The sequence below is a fragment of the Enterococcus avium ATCC 14025 genome, from assembly GCF_000406965.1.
Classification (GTDB): Bacteria; Bacillota; Bacilli; order Lactobacillales; family Enterococcaceae; genus Enterococcus_A; species Enterococcus_A avium.
Window position 1 is genome coordinate 924,083 of record NZ_KE136357.1, and the last position, 17,699, is coordinate 941,781.

Here is a 17,699-nt window from a genome sequence, read left to right on the forward strand (position 1 = left end):
AAGTGTGGTTGATATAATATGGATGTTTTATTAACTTGTGTTGTCGGCATATTGGCAGTTGGTATTTTAGTGTATATGCTTCTAAAGAAAAATGATATAAAAATGACCTTACTGATCTTAGGTGTAATTTTGATGTACGTTGCTTTATTGATGGGAAGAAAACTAGAAGTTAGCGAGACTACTGGAGCTCTTTTACTTGATCCTTTTCAAGTAATTGTCGACCAGTTTACAAATACTTTAGTCGGTCCTGGTTTTGTCATTCTAATTTTAGGGGGCTACAGTGCCTACATGAATCACATCGGCGCAAACAAAGTAACCGTTCAAGCGCTGACGAAACCTATTTCGAAAATCAAATCAATTTATATTTTAATCCCAATTGTTTTTTTGATTGGAAATTTACTATCCTTGGTTATACCCAGTGCCTCAAATTTGGCAATAATTCTATTAGCGACGCTATACCCTGTTTTACGAACAGCGGGTATGTCACGTTTGAGTGCTGCAGCGATAATCGGTACCTCTGCAACGATCGTACCAACACCACTAGGTTCTGATAATGTTGCAATCGCTTCGTTATTAAATGTAAACGTTACAGACTATGTTTTTAGGAGTCATGCTATTGTTTCAATTCCTACCTTATTAGCAATTGCTGTTGTTCATTATTTTTGGCAAAAGCATGAAGACATCAAGGAAAAAGAAATATTGACTTATGAAGAAGAACTTACAGCAAATGGTTCTCCAGAAACAAACATGACGATTACATCAACCTATTCTGGTGCTAAAGCATTTATATACGGTACCTTACCGTTATTACCGATTATTTTGTTACTCTTCGTATTTGTAGCAAATATTCTTTTGGGGACCTCTTTAAACATCAGCGTACAGGTTGTCAGTTTAATCAGCTTTATGATTGCCGTGTTAGTTGAATTTACTACGCATCGTTCTGTAAATTCTGTCTTAAAAGAAACTAGCTTCTTCTTTGAAGGTATGGGTGGTGTTATGAGTATCGTTGCACTGTTAGTGGCAGCGCAAGTCTTTGTTCAAGGCCTCACCTCAATTGGTATCATCGAACTTGTTCAAAAGGCCATGGAGAATATCAGCGGTGCTGGAATCCTGTTACCAGTTATCATGGTTGCCTTTACAGCAGTGATTGTCTTATTAAGCGGTAGTGGAACAGCCCTCTTATTCGCAATGATCCCGTTAATGATTCCACTTTCTAAGGCTGCTGGAATCGATCCCGTTGCTTTATCTATTCCAATGCAACTTTCGGGTAACCTGCTACGAGCAGTTTCACCAGTTGCAGCTGTTATCCTGATTGCTGCAGGAACAACGAAACTTTCACCTATGCAAATCGTCCGAAGAACCTCAGTTCCGATGATTTTCGGGGTCGTTCTATCCTTAGTGTTATCGCTTATTTTATTTCAATAGATAAATGTTCTATAGTAAAAGAATCGCTCAATTTAGTGATTATCAGAATATCCTAGCACTCATTAATGATGGAAAAAGGCAAATGACTGCAGCTGGTATTACGCAATGGGATGACTCCTATCCTAATAGGAATGTAATCCTTCAGGATATTGAGCATCAGTAATTATGGATTTACGGAGAACATTTTGATGCTTGTGTTACCATTTCTAGAGTTGCCGGCACTACGTTTATTCAACGTTTAGTAGTAAGCTCCTCTCATCAAAGAAATGGATTGGCACGGTTTATTTTGAAAGATATTCTCCAAAAAGAAGAAAACGAGAGCGAAATAACACAAATAAAAATTAGTACGAATACTTCAAATATCCCTATCAAAAATTTAGTAACAAGTTTGAATTTTATTCCTTGTAGAAAATATGAAATGGCTGGACGTGAACAATTCGGTACTTTTATTGAATATGTCTATCCAATCAGTAACTGTAAATAAAGATTATGATACAATGCAATTATATTTATTTATGAGGAATGGTGATGGAGATGCATCGTACGCCAAAGTATGTTCAAGTTTATAACCAAATTTTGTCAATGATCAAGCGGTCACAGTTTGCACCTGGTTCAAAATTGCCTTCAGAGGAAAAGTTAACCAATGATTTCAATGTAAGTCGTGTGACCTTAAGAACCGCTTTATCCCTATTAAAAGAGGATGGTGTAATTAGTAGTATTCACGGACAAGGTCATTTTGTTAATTTTTCTGATAAACAAAAAAATGATCAAGGTATCCGTACGTTAGGTTGTCCAGTGTTAGATAGCTTGACGATACCAATTGAGCAAATTTCAGAGAAAGACGCGTATTATTTTAAAAATCCCAGTAGTGTTTTTACTGATAAATTGTTTGAAGTTAAAGATATCTCCTACTACACATTAAATGTCTGGTATAAAATTGATAACTCGAACATAGCAAATATTTTTTCAATTCTATTACCTGAAACAATCGAAAAATTTGGCTTTAATCTAGATGATAAAAATCAAATCATTCAATTTCTAGAAAAAGATATTTATCGTGAAGTGGCTAATTCAAAGCTAACCATTAGTATCTCTTCCAGAAAACCTGATAGTTTTAGACGAAATTTCGCAGAGAACGAAAAGCTAGTTTTAATGACTGAAGATTTATATGCAACGAATGGGAAAGTTTTAGCACAAAACAAATATTACATCGCAGAAAGCTTCTTTAGAACTTCATTGGTTAGGTATCAAACGAATCATTAATACAGAAATCACATTATAATTTTAAAAGACTGAAAATACTCCGTAAAAAGAGCTATTTTCAGTCTTTTTTCGACTTGTTGAATTGAACTATTTTTAGAATTGTTGCTTAATAAAACGATGATTTCCAAAAGGAACAGCTTCATCATATTATGGCGGAGCTAATCGAACCGCAAATCAAGCACAGACCCACAAAATCACGGGAATAAACAAAAAAGCCTTAAGAGAAATGAAAATCTCTTATGGCCTTCAGGTTATACTTATTGGTTATTTTTTTCGTTCCTTGATTTTCTTAGTAAGAAAACCAATGACGAACACGGATAGAATTTTAAAGAGCAAGGATCGAACCGCGCTGTCTTTTTTTGCTGCATTCTTTTTGTTTGATTTATGGTATCGAGAATGATTTTTGGGGCGATCCCAAGTATTTTTAAATACGTTTACCATCGTGATTTCCCCTCCTTTTGATTTCGTTTGTGCAGTTCACCGCATTAGCCAAGCTTCCTAGTTGAAGATGCTTTTGCTGCAGAAACTTCTTCTTCGTCAGTGAAGGCAGTCAACTCTTCGTATTCTTCGTAGTATTTCTTCAATGATGAGGTAAACTCTGGGCTCCAGGGTTTCACATGTCCTGAATAATGAATAATTTTAGGATCTCTGCGGGTCTCGAAATATTCCTTTTCACCTTCAGGATCTGGATGCTCCACCTCACGCTTCATGATATAGCTCTGGGCATTCCATTTTGGATGAAGCTGCAGCCATTGGTCATGTAAGATTGCATTCAAGGCGTCTTGGTCATGAAATTTTAGTTTTTCAGGATTATCATGGATAAACTGCATTACTCGCTTCGTCACATTGCCAGTAAGCCATTTTTCCATATTGATCAGCATAAAGCCTGAATTAAAATACTTCGTTGAACTGCAAGCAATGTCCATTTTTTCTAAGCGATGATGAAATCCTGCATCTTCCACCGCTGCCAATGTATAATCAGACAAATCAATCTCCCAAAGTTCTGAGATATCACCTAAAGCGATCATATCACAATCTAAGTAGAGAATTCGCTCAAGGTTTTGGTCGCTGAATAATTCTGGAATAGCAATTCGATAATAGGCAGTTTCCGGAATCCGTTCACTTTCCACCGCATCTGAAAAGTATTTTTTATCGATGGTCAAGAAGTGCAGCATTGCATCATATTCTTTGAGTGTTTCACGCATCAAGCGTTTATTAGCAATACTAATCTCATCGTCGATCACATAAAAATCAAAAAGCTTCGTTGAACGATCTGTATTTTCTAAAACTGAAACGAAAAGTGCCGATACATGCTCCGCAAAGGCATCATTGCAGCTTGATACGATTGTTATTTTGTTATTTTTCATTTTACATTCACCGTCTTCATAAAAATACTTTTGTTCAAGTAATCCATATACTCGTCTTGATAAGGATGACCCTCCAAGGTGTTCCAAGGTTTATCATGCCCAGTAAAATGAACGACCGCTGGATTTTTTCGTCCTGCTTCATAAGCTTGCTTATACTCCAGCGTTGGTGCTGGATGCTTATCAAAAATCAGCGAGCTTTGCATATTCCAGCGAGGATGGAATGGATGCCAATTTTCATATAAAACAGCATTCAAAGCATCTTGGTCATGGTAAATGATTTTATCTCCATGATTTTTTAAATAGTCAATGGTCTTTTCAGTGATCTGCTGTTGGTTCCATTGATCAACATCAATCACCATTACACCAGAATTGAAGTAATAATCGTCTGAGTCAATCCCTAAACGTTCTAATGCTTCCGTCTGACCAGGATCAATAATCGCGCCGATTGTTTTTCCTTCTAAACTTTGTTCATAAAGCTTTTGTACATCATCAAGGACGAAGGTATCTGAATCAATATATAGAATTTTTCGATAATTTTTTTTCGCCAAAAGCTTTGGCATGGAGATTCTAAAATAAGCGGTCGTCGTAATATGGTCGCTTACCAAGAAATCTTCGTAGACTTTTTCATCCACCTTCACAAATTGAATAACAGCTACATCAGAAAACTTGTGTACTGTTTGAATCAATTTTTCTTTACTAGAAACGGATAAGTCATCATCAATAACAAAGAAACGAATGGGTGTTTTTCTTGAAGTATTTTCGAGTAAGGTTGAAATCATTACACTCAGATAAGGAGCATAATTTTCATCAGCAGCTGTGACCACGGGAATTTCCTCGATTTTCGAGATCATAAAATCTTCACTCCTATCTAATATTTTGTTCTATTAATAACATTGTTTACAAAATTCAGATTAGACCTATTAGATGGATTAAGCAAAATTTATGCTTTGATACCCCTATCATTTATTCAAAAAGTCACTTAAAACCCTAGTATTTAGCCTAATTTTCTAATTATTAATTTTTCCTAAAGTTTTTATTATAATTATTGTTTTTATTAATCAATTGAGAACTCCTGAGCGTTTAATTGTTCATTTTCAGAAAATTAGTCTACTCTTAAGTTAAATGATTAAAAAAGGACGGATATAGATGAAATTGGTAGCAGTAGATCTTGATGGCACCTTACTAAACAAAGAAGGACATGTCCCTGAAGAAAATGCCTGGGCATTAAAAAAATTCGATCAGCAAGGGGGAACAGTCGCCTTGGCTACAGGCCGATCGATTCAGTCTGCCAAGGAAGTATTTGCACAATTAAATTTGAGCGGCTACACTTTAGCTTCTAATGGTGCGTATGTAGCACGAATTGAACAGGGAGAAATTAAAGAGGTATTGAAAAATTATACAATTATTCCCGAAACTGTAAAAACAGCCCTCTCTCTTGCCATGAAATCTGGTGTGACCGTCGTCGCTAGTCGTGCGACGCAAGATGATCGCATTTCATTTGCACAGGATAAAAATGAAGTCAACAGTCCCTATTACGCACAATTTAACTTAAAGGAATCAAAAGCAGAAGATTTGTGGGAACAAATCGATAAAGAGGCGATCAGCTATTTCAAATTGGCCTTTACAGATAGTGACACGAGTAAATTGGTCAAACTACGCTCGCAATTAGAAATGAAACAGATCAATAGTTCTTACTCTGATAAGTATTGGTTAGAAGTGATGGCTGATGGGGTTAATAAAGGTGCGGCTCTGAAATTTTTAACGAATTATTTATCCATGGAGCTCTCAGAGGTTATTGCCTTTGGTGATCAAGAAAATGATCTAGAAATGTTGGAAATCAGCGGAAATAGTATCGCGATGGAAAATGCGGCTCCTGCCGTAAAAAAAGTCGCAGATAAGCTGACCAAGTCAAATCAAGATTCCGGCGTTGCCTTTGTTTTAAAGGAATATCTAGCTTAAAAATATGCATACGAAAGAAGTCGTTACCAATTTGGTAGCGACTTTATTCGTTATAGCTGAATACTTTACGTTCATTGATCAGCTGACATTCTCGATTATTTCGTCCGTGAATATCGATGAAGCGCTGAAGCTGTTCAGCGGATACTTCTAATACATTCTTCATGACGTACCATTCTACGCCTTCAGTCAACGGCGGAGTCGTTAAAGAGCCAATGTAATGATAATAGCTTTTATTTTCGGGAATCAATTCGTCAACAGAAAAAGTTCCCTCTCCTTTTTGCTGGTCATACTGGTTCAAGATGCTTTCAAAATCAGAATTGTATTCTCCAGCCTGATAGAAGACTCCGATAACTGCCACCTCTCCACTAGGAGACTGGAAAAGAAAGTGGCCTTCCAACGGAAAACTTTTTCCATTTATACGGTGCTCGGAATCAGCATGAAAGTGCATTTGAACAAAATGAAATAAGCGCTTATTGAATGTCGCTTCACCCACTCCCAATAGTTGCAGATTTTGTCCATTATTAAAAAATGTTGCAGTCTTATCTGAAAAATTTACTTGTATAGTTGCAAGGGTCTCATCATTGTCTTGGACCAAAGATGTTTGGATGTCGATCGGTGATTGCCGCAAACCACCCTGCGGCTGCCAGTCACCTTGATGGCAATAATCAATCAAAAATTCTGCTTTCATAGAATCCCTCAATTACCTAAAATTTTTACAATAATATCATTTTCCAGAATTTTTTTCCATCCATTTGCAAATATCATGAAAAACTGTAAGTTTTTGAGCTTCATTTAGCAGTTCGTGGCGGGCATTTTCATAAAGCTTGACCGTCACCTGCTTCACACCAGCTGCTTGATAAGTCTTTGCTGCTTTCATCACGCCTTTACCGTATTCTCCGACAGGATCTTCTTTTCCAGATAAGAACAATAATGGAAGATTTTTCGGCACCCGTTGCAGCAACTCAGGCTCCTGCGAACGAATAATCAATGAAAATAATTCGTGATAAGCGCTCAAGGTAAATAAGAATCCGCACTTCGGATCAGCTAAGTAAGCATCTACCTCTTCCGAAAGGCTGGACAGCCAATCCTTATCCGTCCGCTTATTGACAATTTTTCGATTCATATTGCCGAAAGCTAATTGATCAATTAGTTTGCTTGGGTGCTTTTCTCCTTGAATTTTACTTAATAGTTTTGCTGAACGTTGGCCAAAACGGGCCAGCCAAGCTGGCTGCTGACCCGTTCCTACGAGAATTGCCCCATTGATCGCCTCACCGTATTCATATAGATAATTTCTTACAACGAATGAACCCATACTATGTCCTAGAAGAAAAAAAGGAATATCAGAATACTGCTTTTTCCCCCACTGAGTTACCTGATACAAGTCCTGAACCAATCCATGTTTGATCTTTTCATCATGAAAATAACCTTGAAGTCCTTTTGGAGCAGAGACAGATGCCCCGTGACCAAGATGATCATGTCCGATCACCGCGATGTTTCGTTCATTTAAGTATTTTGCTAAGATTTCATAACGCATTAAATGCTCTGCCATTCCGTGTGTCAGCTGAAGTACCGCCCACGGCTTCTCACAGGTCCAATGGTAGCCTTGCACTGCTGTTTTCTGATCAACAGAAAGTATTTCAAATTTTTCTAACATGTTCATTTCCTTTCTAAAAATCGACTAATGACTTTTCTAGTGCCATTTGATTTTATCTTCTATTTCTCTCGAATTTCCATCCTAAGTTGGAGGTAGATTTTTGAAATCATGATACACTATTGGTAAATGGAGGGAAAAAATATGTCTTGCTTAGGAAATATTATCTGGTTCATCTTTGGTGGACTGATCGGCGGTTTGACTTGGTGTCTCGCCGGCATCTTATGGTGCATCACGATCATCGGTATCCCAATTGGTTTACAATGCTTCAAATTTGCTAGTTTAAGCTTTGCTCCGTTTGGTAAAGACATCGTTTACCACACGACTGGAGTAAACTTTATCGTCAATATTATTTGGTTGATCGTTTCAGGAGTTCCTTTGGCTTTGGGACATTTAGTCAGCGCCCTATTTTTATGTATTACGATTGTCGGTATTCCTTTTGCCGCTCAATCATTGAAACTTGCTCAACTAGCTTTGATGCCATTTGGCGCACAAATCGTTTCTGCTCGTTAAATAATATGTCCCTGACAAACACCATAAAAAAGAGGAATGACAGCCGTCTTCCTCTTTTTCTTATCCAAAAATCAAGTAGATTAAGCCTGCAACTACTAATACGATATTTAACGTTACCTGGATATTCACCATTAATGGCGTTATCGTATTTTTTCTTCGTCGTGAAAGACTAAGAAAAACATTATATACGCCAACTAAAATGATGAAGACGACTAATGCAATCAGATACAAAAGGTCACTTCCTTTTTTGTCTGTAGTGTAACGTGAAAAAGAATATTCAGCAAGCCTGCTCAATCAAATCTAATTTAGCTGTTTAAAAAAATCACGTAACTCAGCTTTTCTTCGCTCACTTAACTCTCTTTTAGGAATATCTTGGATCGCTCCTTCCAATCCATACAAGAGATGCAGACAAGCGCCATCATCTACTAGATGTCGGATCTTTAAAAAAGCTGCCTCTGTACCCAATTTTCGCAGCTGGTCTGGTTCAACAATCCCTACCTGAGCTAACTTCTCTTCATTTATAACACCAATATTTTTCATTTCTGAGATTCTCATTGCCGACTCCTTTTAGATTTATTATACCTTAGAATGAAAGCGGAAACGACAGCTTTCATAAAAAATTACTAACAAAACTCATTTATTTACAAGAAATGATCGTCTTATGGCTGCTATTTTTGCATGTTTTCACAAGTTTCGGAGAGTACTTTGCTAAGGCCTGTTTCTCAGCTTTCTAAACATTTACATAAAAACTCCATTCATGATTTCTATCGTTAAAAAATAATCAAGGTTATTTTAAATGGTAGATTTTTAAAAAAAATTTAGAGAAAAAGCTTTATTTTTCACCGTTTATTAATTTATTATTTGTATTAAGTGATATTTTAATTTATCATATAAAACAACGAGGTTAATTTTTATCAAATAAGAATAGGAGGATAGTTCATGCTTGGAATGGATAGAAATACATTGTTGAAAATTCAGATCATTGAAACGTTGGATGCTTTGCAAACGCCGATCTCTATGAAAGAATTACAAGAAATAATCGGTCATGCTAGTCTCGGCACGATCCGAGTAAATTGCAAAGAATTGCAATCGATAATCGAAGATCTCTATATCGATAAAGACTATTCATTAAGACTTCGCATGGATAATGGTCGCGGTATCCAATTGGATCGGACCTCAACCAACCTCCAATCATTGATAAGCTATTTGTACCAGCATGATCTCGCCTGTGAAATTATCCGGGCAGTCCTAGCAAGACGGAAAATATCCGCTATTCAGTTCTGTATGGAGAAAAACATCAGCGAATCAAAATTGCGACGAAAAATTAAGGAGATCAATCAAGAGCTTACTGATTATGATCTCTATATCTCCTGCTCGACTAAAATCAGCTTAAAAGGACGTGAAGTTGATATCCGTCGCTTCTACTACATTTTTGTCAGAGGTCTTTATTATCAATTCACTCAAATTGAATGGCTCAATACTAAAAGCTATCTTCAATTAGCAAGACAAATTGAAGAATACTTAAAGCTCACAAATAATCCAGCCAATTCAGAAATGATCTGTTTTTGGTTGTTAATCACGAATCAATCCTTAAGTAAAAAAGGAACACTTTCGTTTAATGAAATCGAAAATGACTGGCTCAATCAATTCAAATATCCAAAAAAGCCGTCTTTCTTAAAGACTTGGAATACGCATGAATGGAAGTTTTTCCTTTATGCGATTTATAGCTCTCAATTGAATAATTTTGAACTACAGCCAAAAAACACTGTCGATGAATCCTTTTTCACTCAAGTGATTACTCATTGGACTACCAATTTTTCACGTCATTTTCGTCCATTAAGCACTCGCGAACAAAAAGTAATTGCGCGTAAGCTAAAACAGCATTACGCTTCGTTGATTTTTTTCCGCTTAAACGATCAAATGCTCGAACACTTAAAAAACAATTTTGCCTTAGACAATTTGCAAACACAGTGTCCTTATTATTATCGTCGATTTGATGCCTTCTGGGAGGATTTCACTGAAGCCGCCCCCGGATTTGCACATCGTCAATTACGGATATTTTCATTTTTAACTTGTGTGACGCTCTATTCATTTGAAAATTGTTTACCTGAAATTTCGGTTTATGCATTTTCTGAACATAATGAACTTTTCAGTGTTTTTATCCAAGAAAAAATCAATTTGCATTTCAAAAATCGTTACCATCTGAAATTCGTTGAAGATCCTAACAAGGCTCAGCTGATTATTGGTACATCTCCAGGTTGTAAGGACCTTCAATTAGAGGATAAGAAATATGTGATTATCCGGGCAAATCTCTGCGGAACTGATTTCAATGCTATTGAAAATGTCTTGGAAGTACTTGTAAAAAAAGAGTTAGAAAATACAGCAAAATAATCATTATAGCTTGAGTATTCACTAAAAAACGGGTATTGTAACATTTATCACAAGCAAAAAGGAGGCCGTTATGGTTTACGTTAGTGAAATGTCTACTACCCCGCCGAAAGAATTTGGTTCTGAATTAGAAGAAAAAACGTACGAAATACTGACAAAGTTAGAGATGCCTTTTTATCAAGTAGCTACTGGAGAGGCACTTACCATGGAAGATTGTATCGATATTGATAAACGTCTGGGGGTTGAAGTTGTCAAAACAATTTTCTTATGTAATCAAAAGAAGACGAAATTTTATTTGTACATCACACCAGCCAATTTCAAATTTGTCACCAAAGAGTTTGGTAAAAAATTGGAAATTCCCCGTGTTTCCTTTGCTTCAGCCGAACTGCTAAAAGAACGCTTAGGCGTTATTCCGGGTGCTGCGACAATTTTTGGCTTATTGAAGGACCCTGAACATGAAATCCAATTGGTCTTTGATAAATCTGTTTCTGAACGTGAATGGTATGCCTGCAGCTCTGGGTCGATCACAAATTATATGAAGCTGAAAACCGCGGATTTGTTTGAAAAATTCTTACCCTATACAGGACATGAAGCGATCCTTATCGATTAAAATACATTAAAAAGTGTTAGGAGAACCCTCTCCTAACACTTTTTTGGACGATCTTGCTATTTAGAAAACGAATCAAAAACGGGTTTCTTTCTTTTTTAAAACACTTTTTAACCCCCAACCCTAATTTGACCAACGTCTCGTTAGCTTACCATCTTACAGTCACACAACCGATTTCTTTCATTGGTCCGGTGATATCTTTCCCGCAATCAGAACCAACTGCTTGAATTGCGAAGTAGTAAGTGCCTCGTGATAGGCAAACTTGACTCAACGAGTAGTCGAGATAGTATCCTTTTCCAAAAGCGCCATTCATATATTTCGCATAGCGAACATCAATTATCTTGTACGCTGAGCTGTATCCGCAGCCGGCTGTTCTACGATAAACAAGAACTTTCGTATAGTCTAATGAATTTGGATTTTGAGTACCTAAGAAAATTTGCGCACCGTAGTAGCGAGTTGGAATACAGCCGCATTTCAAAACATTCTTGATACAGCCGTTTAATCCGGTGCCAATTTCTTTTTTCTTAAGTGTTGTCGCACAGCTTGGTCCCCATTGTGGGCTAACCCAGCTACTCCATTGACCGTAATTTGCTTTTACCCAGTAATAGTACGTCGTGCATTGGTTCAATCCATTGTCTGTATAAGTCATTTCAGAACCATATTGTTTACCAGCAACATTGATCGCGGTCGCATTGTTAATATTGTTCGTTGTGCTGCGATACAATGTATAGCCTGTTGCATAACGTGTTGAAGCATTATCACTCTTGGTATTTGTCCAGGTTACTTTGATCGCTTTGTCAGAAACAGCGGCTGCTTTAATGTTTGGATTCAATGTAGTCGCGCAAACAGTAAATTTGCCGATGTTTGAGCTGTTAACAGTTTCGATCGTGTATGGACAAGCTTTCGGACGTTTCACCATTACTTTGTAGCAATATGTTTGGTTATGGTTCAACTTGATATCGTTATACGTGGTTTTTCCTGTTACTGTAGCAATTTCTTTAAAATCACCGGATTGGTAATCGTTGCATTTCTTCGTTGCACGGAAGATTTTATATTCAGCATTGCTGCCTTTTGATTCCCAGCTAAGCTTTAACCAGTGATGTTGAGTTTCCGTCACACAAACATTCTTAACTGCATCCCATTTTTCTTTGTAGTTGTTTTGATTACAATCTTTTCCGCTATGTTTCTTATCGCAATCTTCATGGTGTTTCCAATTGTTATTGCAGTTATGCCCACTGTGCTTTTCATCGCAGGTTGGTTTATGGCACCATTTATTGTCATTACAACTTCCGCCATTGTGATTTTTATCGCAATATTCGTCATGCTTGCAATTATTTTTATTGCAGTTTTTGCCGCTGTGCTTTTTATCACAGTCCTCGTCATGCTTCCATTTGTTGGAATTACACTTACGATATTTACTATGGTTTTTGTCACAATACTCATCATGTTTCCCCGCATTGTTGTTGCACGTGCGCCCACTATGCTTACCGTCACAACCTGTGTTATGTTTTGCTGCTCCATAAGCTTGGACATCAGAAGATTCTTGTGCTGTCTCTTCAGTGGTAGCCGCTGTTGGTGCCTCTTCTTCCATTTTCGATTCACTTGATTGTGTTACAACCTCTTGATTGGCGATCGGAGCAATCGCAACTTGTTCCTTACCATCCACAACAGCTGAAACTTTATAGTAATAAAGATAATCAGCCTTAAGTGTACCGCTAGTCTTTAAATCCATATAATTATCAGCTGTAAATGTTTTGTCGCTCTTTAATGTTTGGACACGTTTAAATTCCCCATCTTGTGATTCTGAACGATAAATATTGTAACTTTCAGCATTATCTACTTTGTCAAATTGAATCACTGTCCATTTTTGCGTATCATCATGTTTAGCTGTTAAATTTGCAGGAACCTTACTATCTGCCGCAAACACTTGAGCCGGTACCCCTAACGAAGATACCGTCATGATCAAAAGCGTCACCAACGATATGATCCCTTTTAACTTTTTCATCAATCCTTTTCTTTTCATTTCCCTCTCCTTTTCTGCTCTTACCCAAGTGCAAAAAATGCACAACAAATAACCTTACCCTAACGATTTAGACTACTACCTTGAAAGATAGTAGTCTATTTATTTTTCGGAGATTGTTTTTGGCCAAAAACAGAAGTAAAATCCCATGTACCACCCCCCATCAAGTTCTCACACCAAAATGGTATGCTCGATAACAGGATTTGCTCTCTCAATTTTCTCCGCCTCTAAGATTGTGAATCTTTGGGTTATTCCTGTTGGTTAGAATATAACAATATTTGTGATAAATATCTATATTCCGTCAAAATTCAAAAATAATCTTTGAATTATGATAAAAAACTTTCGCTATATACCATATATTTTATAATATTTTCAATAATTCAATTGTAAAGCAGATCTCTTAAAACCTGAAATCTTGTTGATACTCAAGGCGTTTATCCACTAAAAAATGGTTCCTACTCGTTGTTTTTCAAATTTTTGTGAAATTTCGGCCTATTTTTTAAAAAGCTATTTTGAACAGTATTTATGCGGAAAAAAGGAAGCTGTGACAAGACGTTTGTCACAGCTCCCTTACGATTATTATTTTGTAAAAATGAATTTGTGATAACTTTTCTACTGACGGTTAATCGAGACAATTTTTTGCTGCAAACGATCATAAACCACGACAAATTCTGCAACCTCTTTTTCAGATGTCGGTACGTGGAAATAGTAATCAGATTGCCCATCCGTCGGTGTATTTGTATGATAGAAACCAGATAGGTACGCATGTGCAAGATCTCCTCTAGTGTCCTTGAATAGTTCGAAAAATCCACTTGGGTCCGTCAATTCGATACTTTTTTCTAGTGCTTTAAATTCTGTTTGGTTGCTGTCCATTCCAGCTTTCTTCATTTCTCGATACAATTGTGTATCCGTTCCACGACGAACAACTTCCGTCCAAGCTGTCTCGAAATCAGCAGATTTATCAAGATAGGTATCATCTTTAGTAATAACTGATTTCACCTCACCGCCGTCCTCGGCTGAAAGTTCTGCTAACTCGTTTCCATTAAAGCGCAGACTTACGGTATAATCATGGCGCGTTCCATTTGTATCGGTAAAGCTCCAAATTTGTCTCTGGGTCGACATTGGCTCATCGTCAACCAGACGCTGCCCAAAACCAATCAGACTGATACTTACAAAGCCGTTTTCTTGCGAACTCACCATCGGATAGATTTTTCGATAGAGATTAAAAATATTCTTCCCATCCTTCGCGGGTCCATAGATTTTTTCAATTGTGTCAGCCATCGTTTGAGAGCTGGAAAAGCTATTATTGTTCTGTGCAAATGCTTTATTTAGCGCATCAACTTTTTCAATTTGTTCATCTAATAATGTTTGATCATTGACATCCCTTAATGCCAATACCTTTAATTTCGGCAACTCCTCCTTCTTCTTGCCCTTATCGTCACTAGCAAAAACACTGAAAGGAATCGTAAATTGCGGAAAATTCCCGCTTAATATGACGCCGAAGGTACCGACAAACAGCGCAGCCAGTACGCCCCAAAAGATCAACCATTTTTTTGATGTATTCATAGGTCACCTCATCTCCTCCTTATTGTGGCGACAAATTAAGCAAGCGTCAAGTATTTCCAGTGAATATCAGCCTATTTTTATGAAATAATCTAAATTTTTCTTGGAAAAATATGATTATCATAGTTATTCTCGTCATTTTCTATTACACTAGAAGAAATGATTTTATCAGGATGCCAGCTCTGCTTTTACTGATTCGTAAATTCGATTATGAATTAACTAAATAACGCTAAGTATAACTAGCAGAATGGTATTTGGCATGAACATAAAACTTATTTTTTCCGAGAGAAGAAATAAATACAATAACTGAAATAAGGATAGGCAAATATGGCAAACAGACAAGAACGACATCAACGAAGAAAAGAAACGAAAGCACCACGTGTGCGAAAAAAGTCCCCTCGAGGAAAACTAGCGAAATCCACTAAGATTTCACTTAGTATTCTGGCCGTCATGCTGCTTATGGTGGTGGCAGGCACCATCTTCTTCTTTCAAAAATACGGCAAAGAAGTAACTGCCGCCATTGATGCGGGTGAAGAGCATGCAGCCTCTATTCAAGAGAGCGACTTTAAGCAGTACCATCCAACAACCGTCTTAGATAAGAATGGTCAAGTTATCAAGGAACTAAAAACGCAAGAACGGGATTACCTGACTTATGACAAGATGGACCCATTAGTCTCTCAGGCGTTGATCGCTATTGAAGATAAGCGATTCTATGAGCATCACGGAGTAGACACGCAAGGGCTATTGACCATTGCGATAAATGCTGCGACAGGGCGCGGAATCCGCGGAGCATCTACCATCACTCAGCAATTGGTGAAAAATATCTATCTAACGCCCGAAGTCTCAATCTCTCGTAAAATTGAAGAAATGGTGATGGCACAATCATTAGAAAAGAAATTTACCAAACATCAGATTTTAGAATATTATCTGAATAACGTTTATTTCGGACATGGCGCTTATGGAATCAATGCGGCAGCAAAGGTTTATTTTGGCAAATCAATCAATGACACCAGTCTGTTGGAAAAAGCTGTATTAGTAGGAATTACAAATAATCCGGGTATATTTGATCCTACTGACAATAAGAAAAATGCATTGAAAAGAGCCAAATTGATCTTAAAAGAAATGAATCAGCAGGGCTACATCACAAAGGACCAGTATGATAAAGCTGTTACAGATGATTTTGAAGCTAAAATTCACAGTAATGCACTTAACAATCAATTAGACAATAACGAAGTTGCCTTAGCAGTTGATTCTGCAACTAAAATTTTGATGGGACAGCAGGATTTCCGTTTCCAATACCAGTTTGACTCCAAAGAAGAAGAAGATCGTTATAACGAGGAATACAGCTCTGCTTATAATAAGGTATATCAACGGATTCTCTCAGGCGGCTATCAAATCAGTACCAATATCGATACTGGCTTACACGATCAGCTGCAAGGGATTGTCAGCAATGTGATGAATGCTTGGCAAGATCGTAGCGGCGACAATAATTTCTATACCAAGCAGGCTGCCATGACTGTTATTGACAATCAAACAGGCGATGTTGTTGCTAGTATCGGTGGCCGCGGTGAGGAAGGAAATCATTATAATCGTGCCTTTCTTTCCTATCGTCAGCCTGGCTCGGCGATCAAACCCCTAGTTTCCTACGCCCCTGCGTATGAGCGTGGCTTGCTAGAAACCAGTGTCGTTTCAGATGATCGGCCAAATAATACGTACCCAAATAATGTTTATAATAGTTCTAAAGGGAATCTGACACTGAGAAATGCCTTAGCGATTTCCTCAAACGTTGTCGCGTATAAACTAGCAGACGAAAATCGCAATGAGCTGAAGGAAGCCGTCTATCAGCCTTTGGCACAAATGCAATTTACCGGTCTTGATGTGGCAGATGACAATCCGATTATTGCGGTCGGCGGGATGACCTACGGAGCAACTACTCAAGAAATGGCTAGCGGGATCGCAACATTAGTAAATCAAGGAAATTATCGTGCCCCATTAAATATTCAAACCATTAAACGGAAAGACAATGGTCAGGAGATTTTCTCCCAAAATGATATTGCGCAGCAAAAGATTTACAGCGATGACGCAGCTTATTTAACGATTGATACGATGAAAGCCGTTCATGAGAATGCGGATGGAACAGCGGCAGGCTTGACCCTAGCACATAATCAATTTTGGGCAGTCAAAACCGGTACGACTGACGAAGCAAAAGATTTATGGACTGTCGGAGCGACTCCGCACTATACCGTTGCGGTCTGGGCCGGCGACGACACACCGCAACCGCAAGACAATGCCAGTGTCGGACAGGCGACCAAAGAAATCTTCAAGCAAACGATGGATCTCTTAAATAACGGCAAAGAAGATGTTGATTTTCAGATGCCCTCTTCCGTACAAAAAGTTGGCAACCAATTAGTTACACGCTCCAGTCAAACAAAACAAGTACTGGCAGCCCGTCAAAATGCCTTGCAGGCAGCGACAGCCAATATCGACACCTTGGCAAAACAAAAAGCCAATGAATTGACAACAGCAAAATTGAATACACCGATGGTAGAAGAAGCTTCCACCTTCAGTAATCAATTGATCTCTGAACGTATTAATACCTTAAGTCAGTTCGAGCTTATTGTGACAGATACACAAGACAACTGGCAAACCTTCGACCAATATGCACAGCAGGTATACGCTTTGGTTCAACAAGTCGAACCCTCTGGCGGAACGCTGTCTGATCAATATACAAATGTTTATCGCAATAAGGAAGTCGAGTACGCCCGTGAAAAAGAAGCCCGGAATTCAGCATTAAATTCGGTAAAAGATCAAATCAATGATACGAAAAATCAAAGCAAAGACCTCGATAAACAAATCAATGATCTGAAAAAACAGTTGCAGGAAAAAGAAAAAGATGAGGATTAAAAAACAGTCGTCGCATTGACGACTGTTTTACTCTAGAAA

The 17,699-nt window shown here is 37.7% G+C and carries 17 protein-coding genes; 8 read left to right on the forward strand and 9 right to left on the reverse strand.

Going from position 1 to position 17,699, the window contains the following annotated elements:
* Nucleotides 1-18: 18 nt before the first annotated feature.
* From dcuC to OMU_RS04350, 3 genes are all read left to right on the forward strand, one after another.
* Nucleotides 19-1,425: a C4-dicarboxylate transporter DcuC gene (gene dcuC, locus OMU_RS04345; RefSeq protein ID WP_016178752.1), complete on the forward strand. Its 1,407-nt coding sequence runs from the start codon at nt 19-21 to the stop codon at nt 1,423-1,425.
* A 202-nt stretch (nt 1,426-1,627) separates the two neighbouring features.
* A complete protein-coding gene (locus OMU_RS23670; protein WP_256596814.1) occupies nt 1,628-1,909 on the forward strand; it encodes an N-acetyltransferase in 282 nt (93 codons plus the stop codon).
* 50 nt (nt 1,910-1,959) lie between these two features.
* Entirely contained in the window at nt 1,960-2,688 is a 729-nt protein-coding gene (locus tag OMU_RS04350; protein ID WP_034875983.1) for a winged helix-turn-helix domain-containing protein, read from the forward strand.
* Between the two features lie 264 nt (nt 2,689-2,952).
* Here OMU_RS04350 and OMU_RS23325 read toward each other — a convergent pair whose 3' ends face one another.
* From OMU_RS23325 to OMU_RS04360, 3 genes are read right to left on the reverse strand one after another with little or no spacing between them, the layout of a single operon-like run.
* Nucleotides 2,953-3,129, reverse strand: coding sequence for a hypothetical protein (locus tag OMU_RS23325; protein WP_016178754.1), 177 nt, complete (start codon nt 3,127-3,129; stop codon nt 2,953-2,955).
* A 44-nt stretch (nt 3,130-3,173) separates the two neighbouring features.
* The gene (locus OMU_RS04355) at nt 3,174-4,055 is read right to left on the reverse strand and encodes a glycosyltransferase family 8 protein (RefSeq protein WP_016178755.1); all 882 of its coding nucleotides are present in this window, start codon (nt 4,053-4,055) and stop codon (nt 3,174-3,176) included.
* On the reverse strand, nt 4,052-4,906 hold the full coding sequence (locus tag OMU_RS04360) for a glycosyltransferase family 8 protein (protein ID WP_016178756.1): 855 nt from the start codon (nt 4,904-4,906) through the stop codon (nt 4,052-4,054). Before OMU_RS04360 ends, OMU_RS04355 begins: the two co-directional genes overlap by 4 nt.
* Nucleotides 4,907-5,201: 295 nt before the next feature.
* Between OMU_RS04360 and OMU_RS04365 the strand changes: the two genes are divergently transcribed.
* Nucleotides 5,202-6,014 carry a Cof-type HAD-IIB family hydrolase gene (locus tag OMU_RS04365; RefSeq protein WP_016178757.1) on the forward strand — a complete coding sequence of 271 codons (813 nt, stop codon included), beginning with the start codon at nt 5,202-5,204 and terminating at the stop codon, nt 6,012-6,014.
* 43 nt (nt 6,015-6,057) lie between these two features.
* Here the strand turns inward: OMU_RS04365 and OMU_RS04370 are convergent, their stop codons facing one another.
* Both OMU_RS04370 and OMU_RS04375 read right to left on the reverse strand, forming a co-directional pair.
* The gene (locus OMU_RS04370) at nt 6,058-6,702 is read right to left on the reverse strand and encodes a carbonic anhydrase family protein (protein WP_016178758.1); all 645 of its coding nucleotides are present in this window, start codon (nt 6,700-6,702) and stop codon (nt 6,058-6,060) included.
* 36 nt (nt 6,703-6,738) lie between these two features.
* The gene (locus tag OMU_RS04375) at nt 6,739-7,668 is read right to left on the reverse strand and encodes an alpha/beta fold hydrolase (RefSeq protein WP_016178759.1); all 930 of its coding nucleotides are present in this window, start codon (nt 7,666-7,668) and stop codon (nt 6,739-6,741) included.
* Between the two features lie 141 nt (nt 7,669-7,809).
* On the opposite strand from OMU_RS04375, the gene OMU_RS04380 reads away from it, so the two are divergent.
* Complete coding sequence (locus OMU_RS04380; RefSeq protein WP_016178760.1) at nt 7,810-8,178, forward strand: YccF domain-containing protein; 369 nt, start codon at nt 7,810-7,812, stop codon at nt 8,176-8,178.
* Between the two features lie 60 nt (nt 8,179-8,238).
* On the opposite strand, the gene OMU_RS23330 is transcribed toward OMU_RS04380, so the two are convergent.
* Both OMU_RS23330 and OMU_RS04385 read right to left on the reverse strand, forming a co-directional pair.
* Nucleotides 8,239-8,409, reverse strand: coding sequence for a hypothetical protein (locus OMU_RS23330; RefSeq protein ID WP_167584846.1), 171 nt, complete (start codon nt 8,407-8,409; stop codon nt 8,239-8,241).
* A gap of 69 nt (nt 8,410-8,478) precedes the next feature.
* Nucleotides 8,479-8,733: a TfoX/Sxy family DNA transformation protein gene (locus OMU_RS04385; protein WP_016178761.1), complete on the reverse strand. Its 255-nt coding sequence runs from the start codon at nt 8,731-8,733 to the stop codon at nt 8,479-8,481.
* 384 nt (nt 8,734-9,117) lie between these two features.
* Between OMU_RS04385 and OMU_RS04390 the strand changes: the two genes are divergently transcribed.
* Nucleotides 9,118-10,569: a helix-turn-helix domain-containing protein gene (locus OMU_RS04390; RefSeq protein ID WP_016178762.1), complete on the forward strand. Its 1,452-nt coding sequence runs from the start codon at nt 9,118-9,120 to the stop codon at nt 10,567-10,569.
* Nucleotides 10,570-10,639: 70 nt separating this feature from the next.
* Nucleotides 10,640-11,176, forward strand: a complete 537-nt coding sequence (locus OMU_RS04395) for a prolyl-tRNA synthetase associated domain-containing protein (protein ID WP_016178763.1) — start codon at nt 10,640-10,642, stop codon at nt 11,174-11,176.
* 145 nt (nt 11,177-11,321) lie between these two features.
* Here the strand turns inward: OMU_RS04395 and OMU_RS04400 are convergent, their stop codons facing one another.
* Together OMU_RS04400 and OMU_RS04405 are read right to left on the reverse strand one after the other, a co-directional pair.
* Nucleotides 11,322-13,196, reverse strand: a complete 1,875-nt coding sequence (locus OMU_RS04400; RefSeq protein WP_016178764.1) for a fibronectin type III domain-containing protein — start codon at nt 13,194-13,196, stop codon at nt 11,322-11,324.
* Nucleotides 13,197-13,805: 609 nt separating this feature from the next.
* Complete coding sequence (locus tag OMU_RS04405; RefSeq protein WP_016178765.1) at nt 13,806-14,759, reverse strand: hypothetical protein; 954 nt, start codon at nt 14,757-14,759, stop codon at nt 13,806-13,808.
* Nucleotides 14,760-15,083: 324 nt separating this feature from the next.
* On the opposite strand from OMU_RS04405, the gene OMU_RS04410 reads away from it, so the two are divergent.
* Nucleotides 15,084-17,660, forward strand: coding sequence for a transglycosylase domain-containing protein (locus OMU_RS04410; RefSeq protein WP_016178766.1), 2,577 nt, complete (start codon nt 15,084-15,086; stop codon nt 17,658-17,660).
* Nucleotides 17,661-17,699 lie beyond the last annotated feature (39 nt).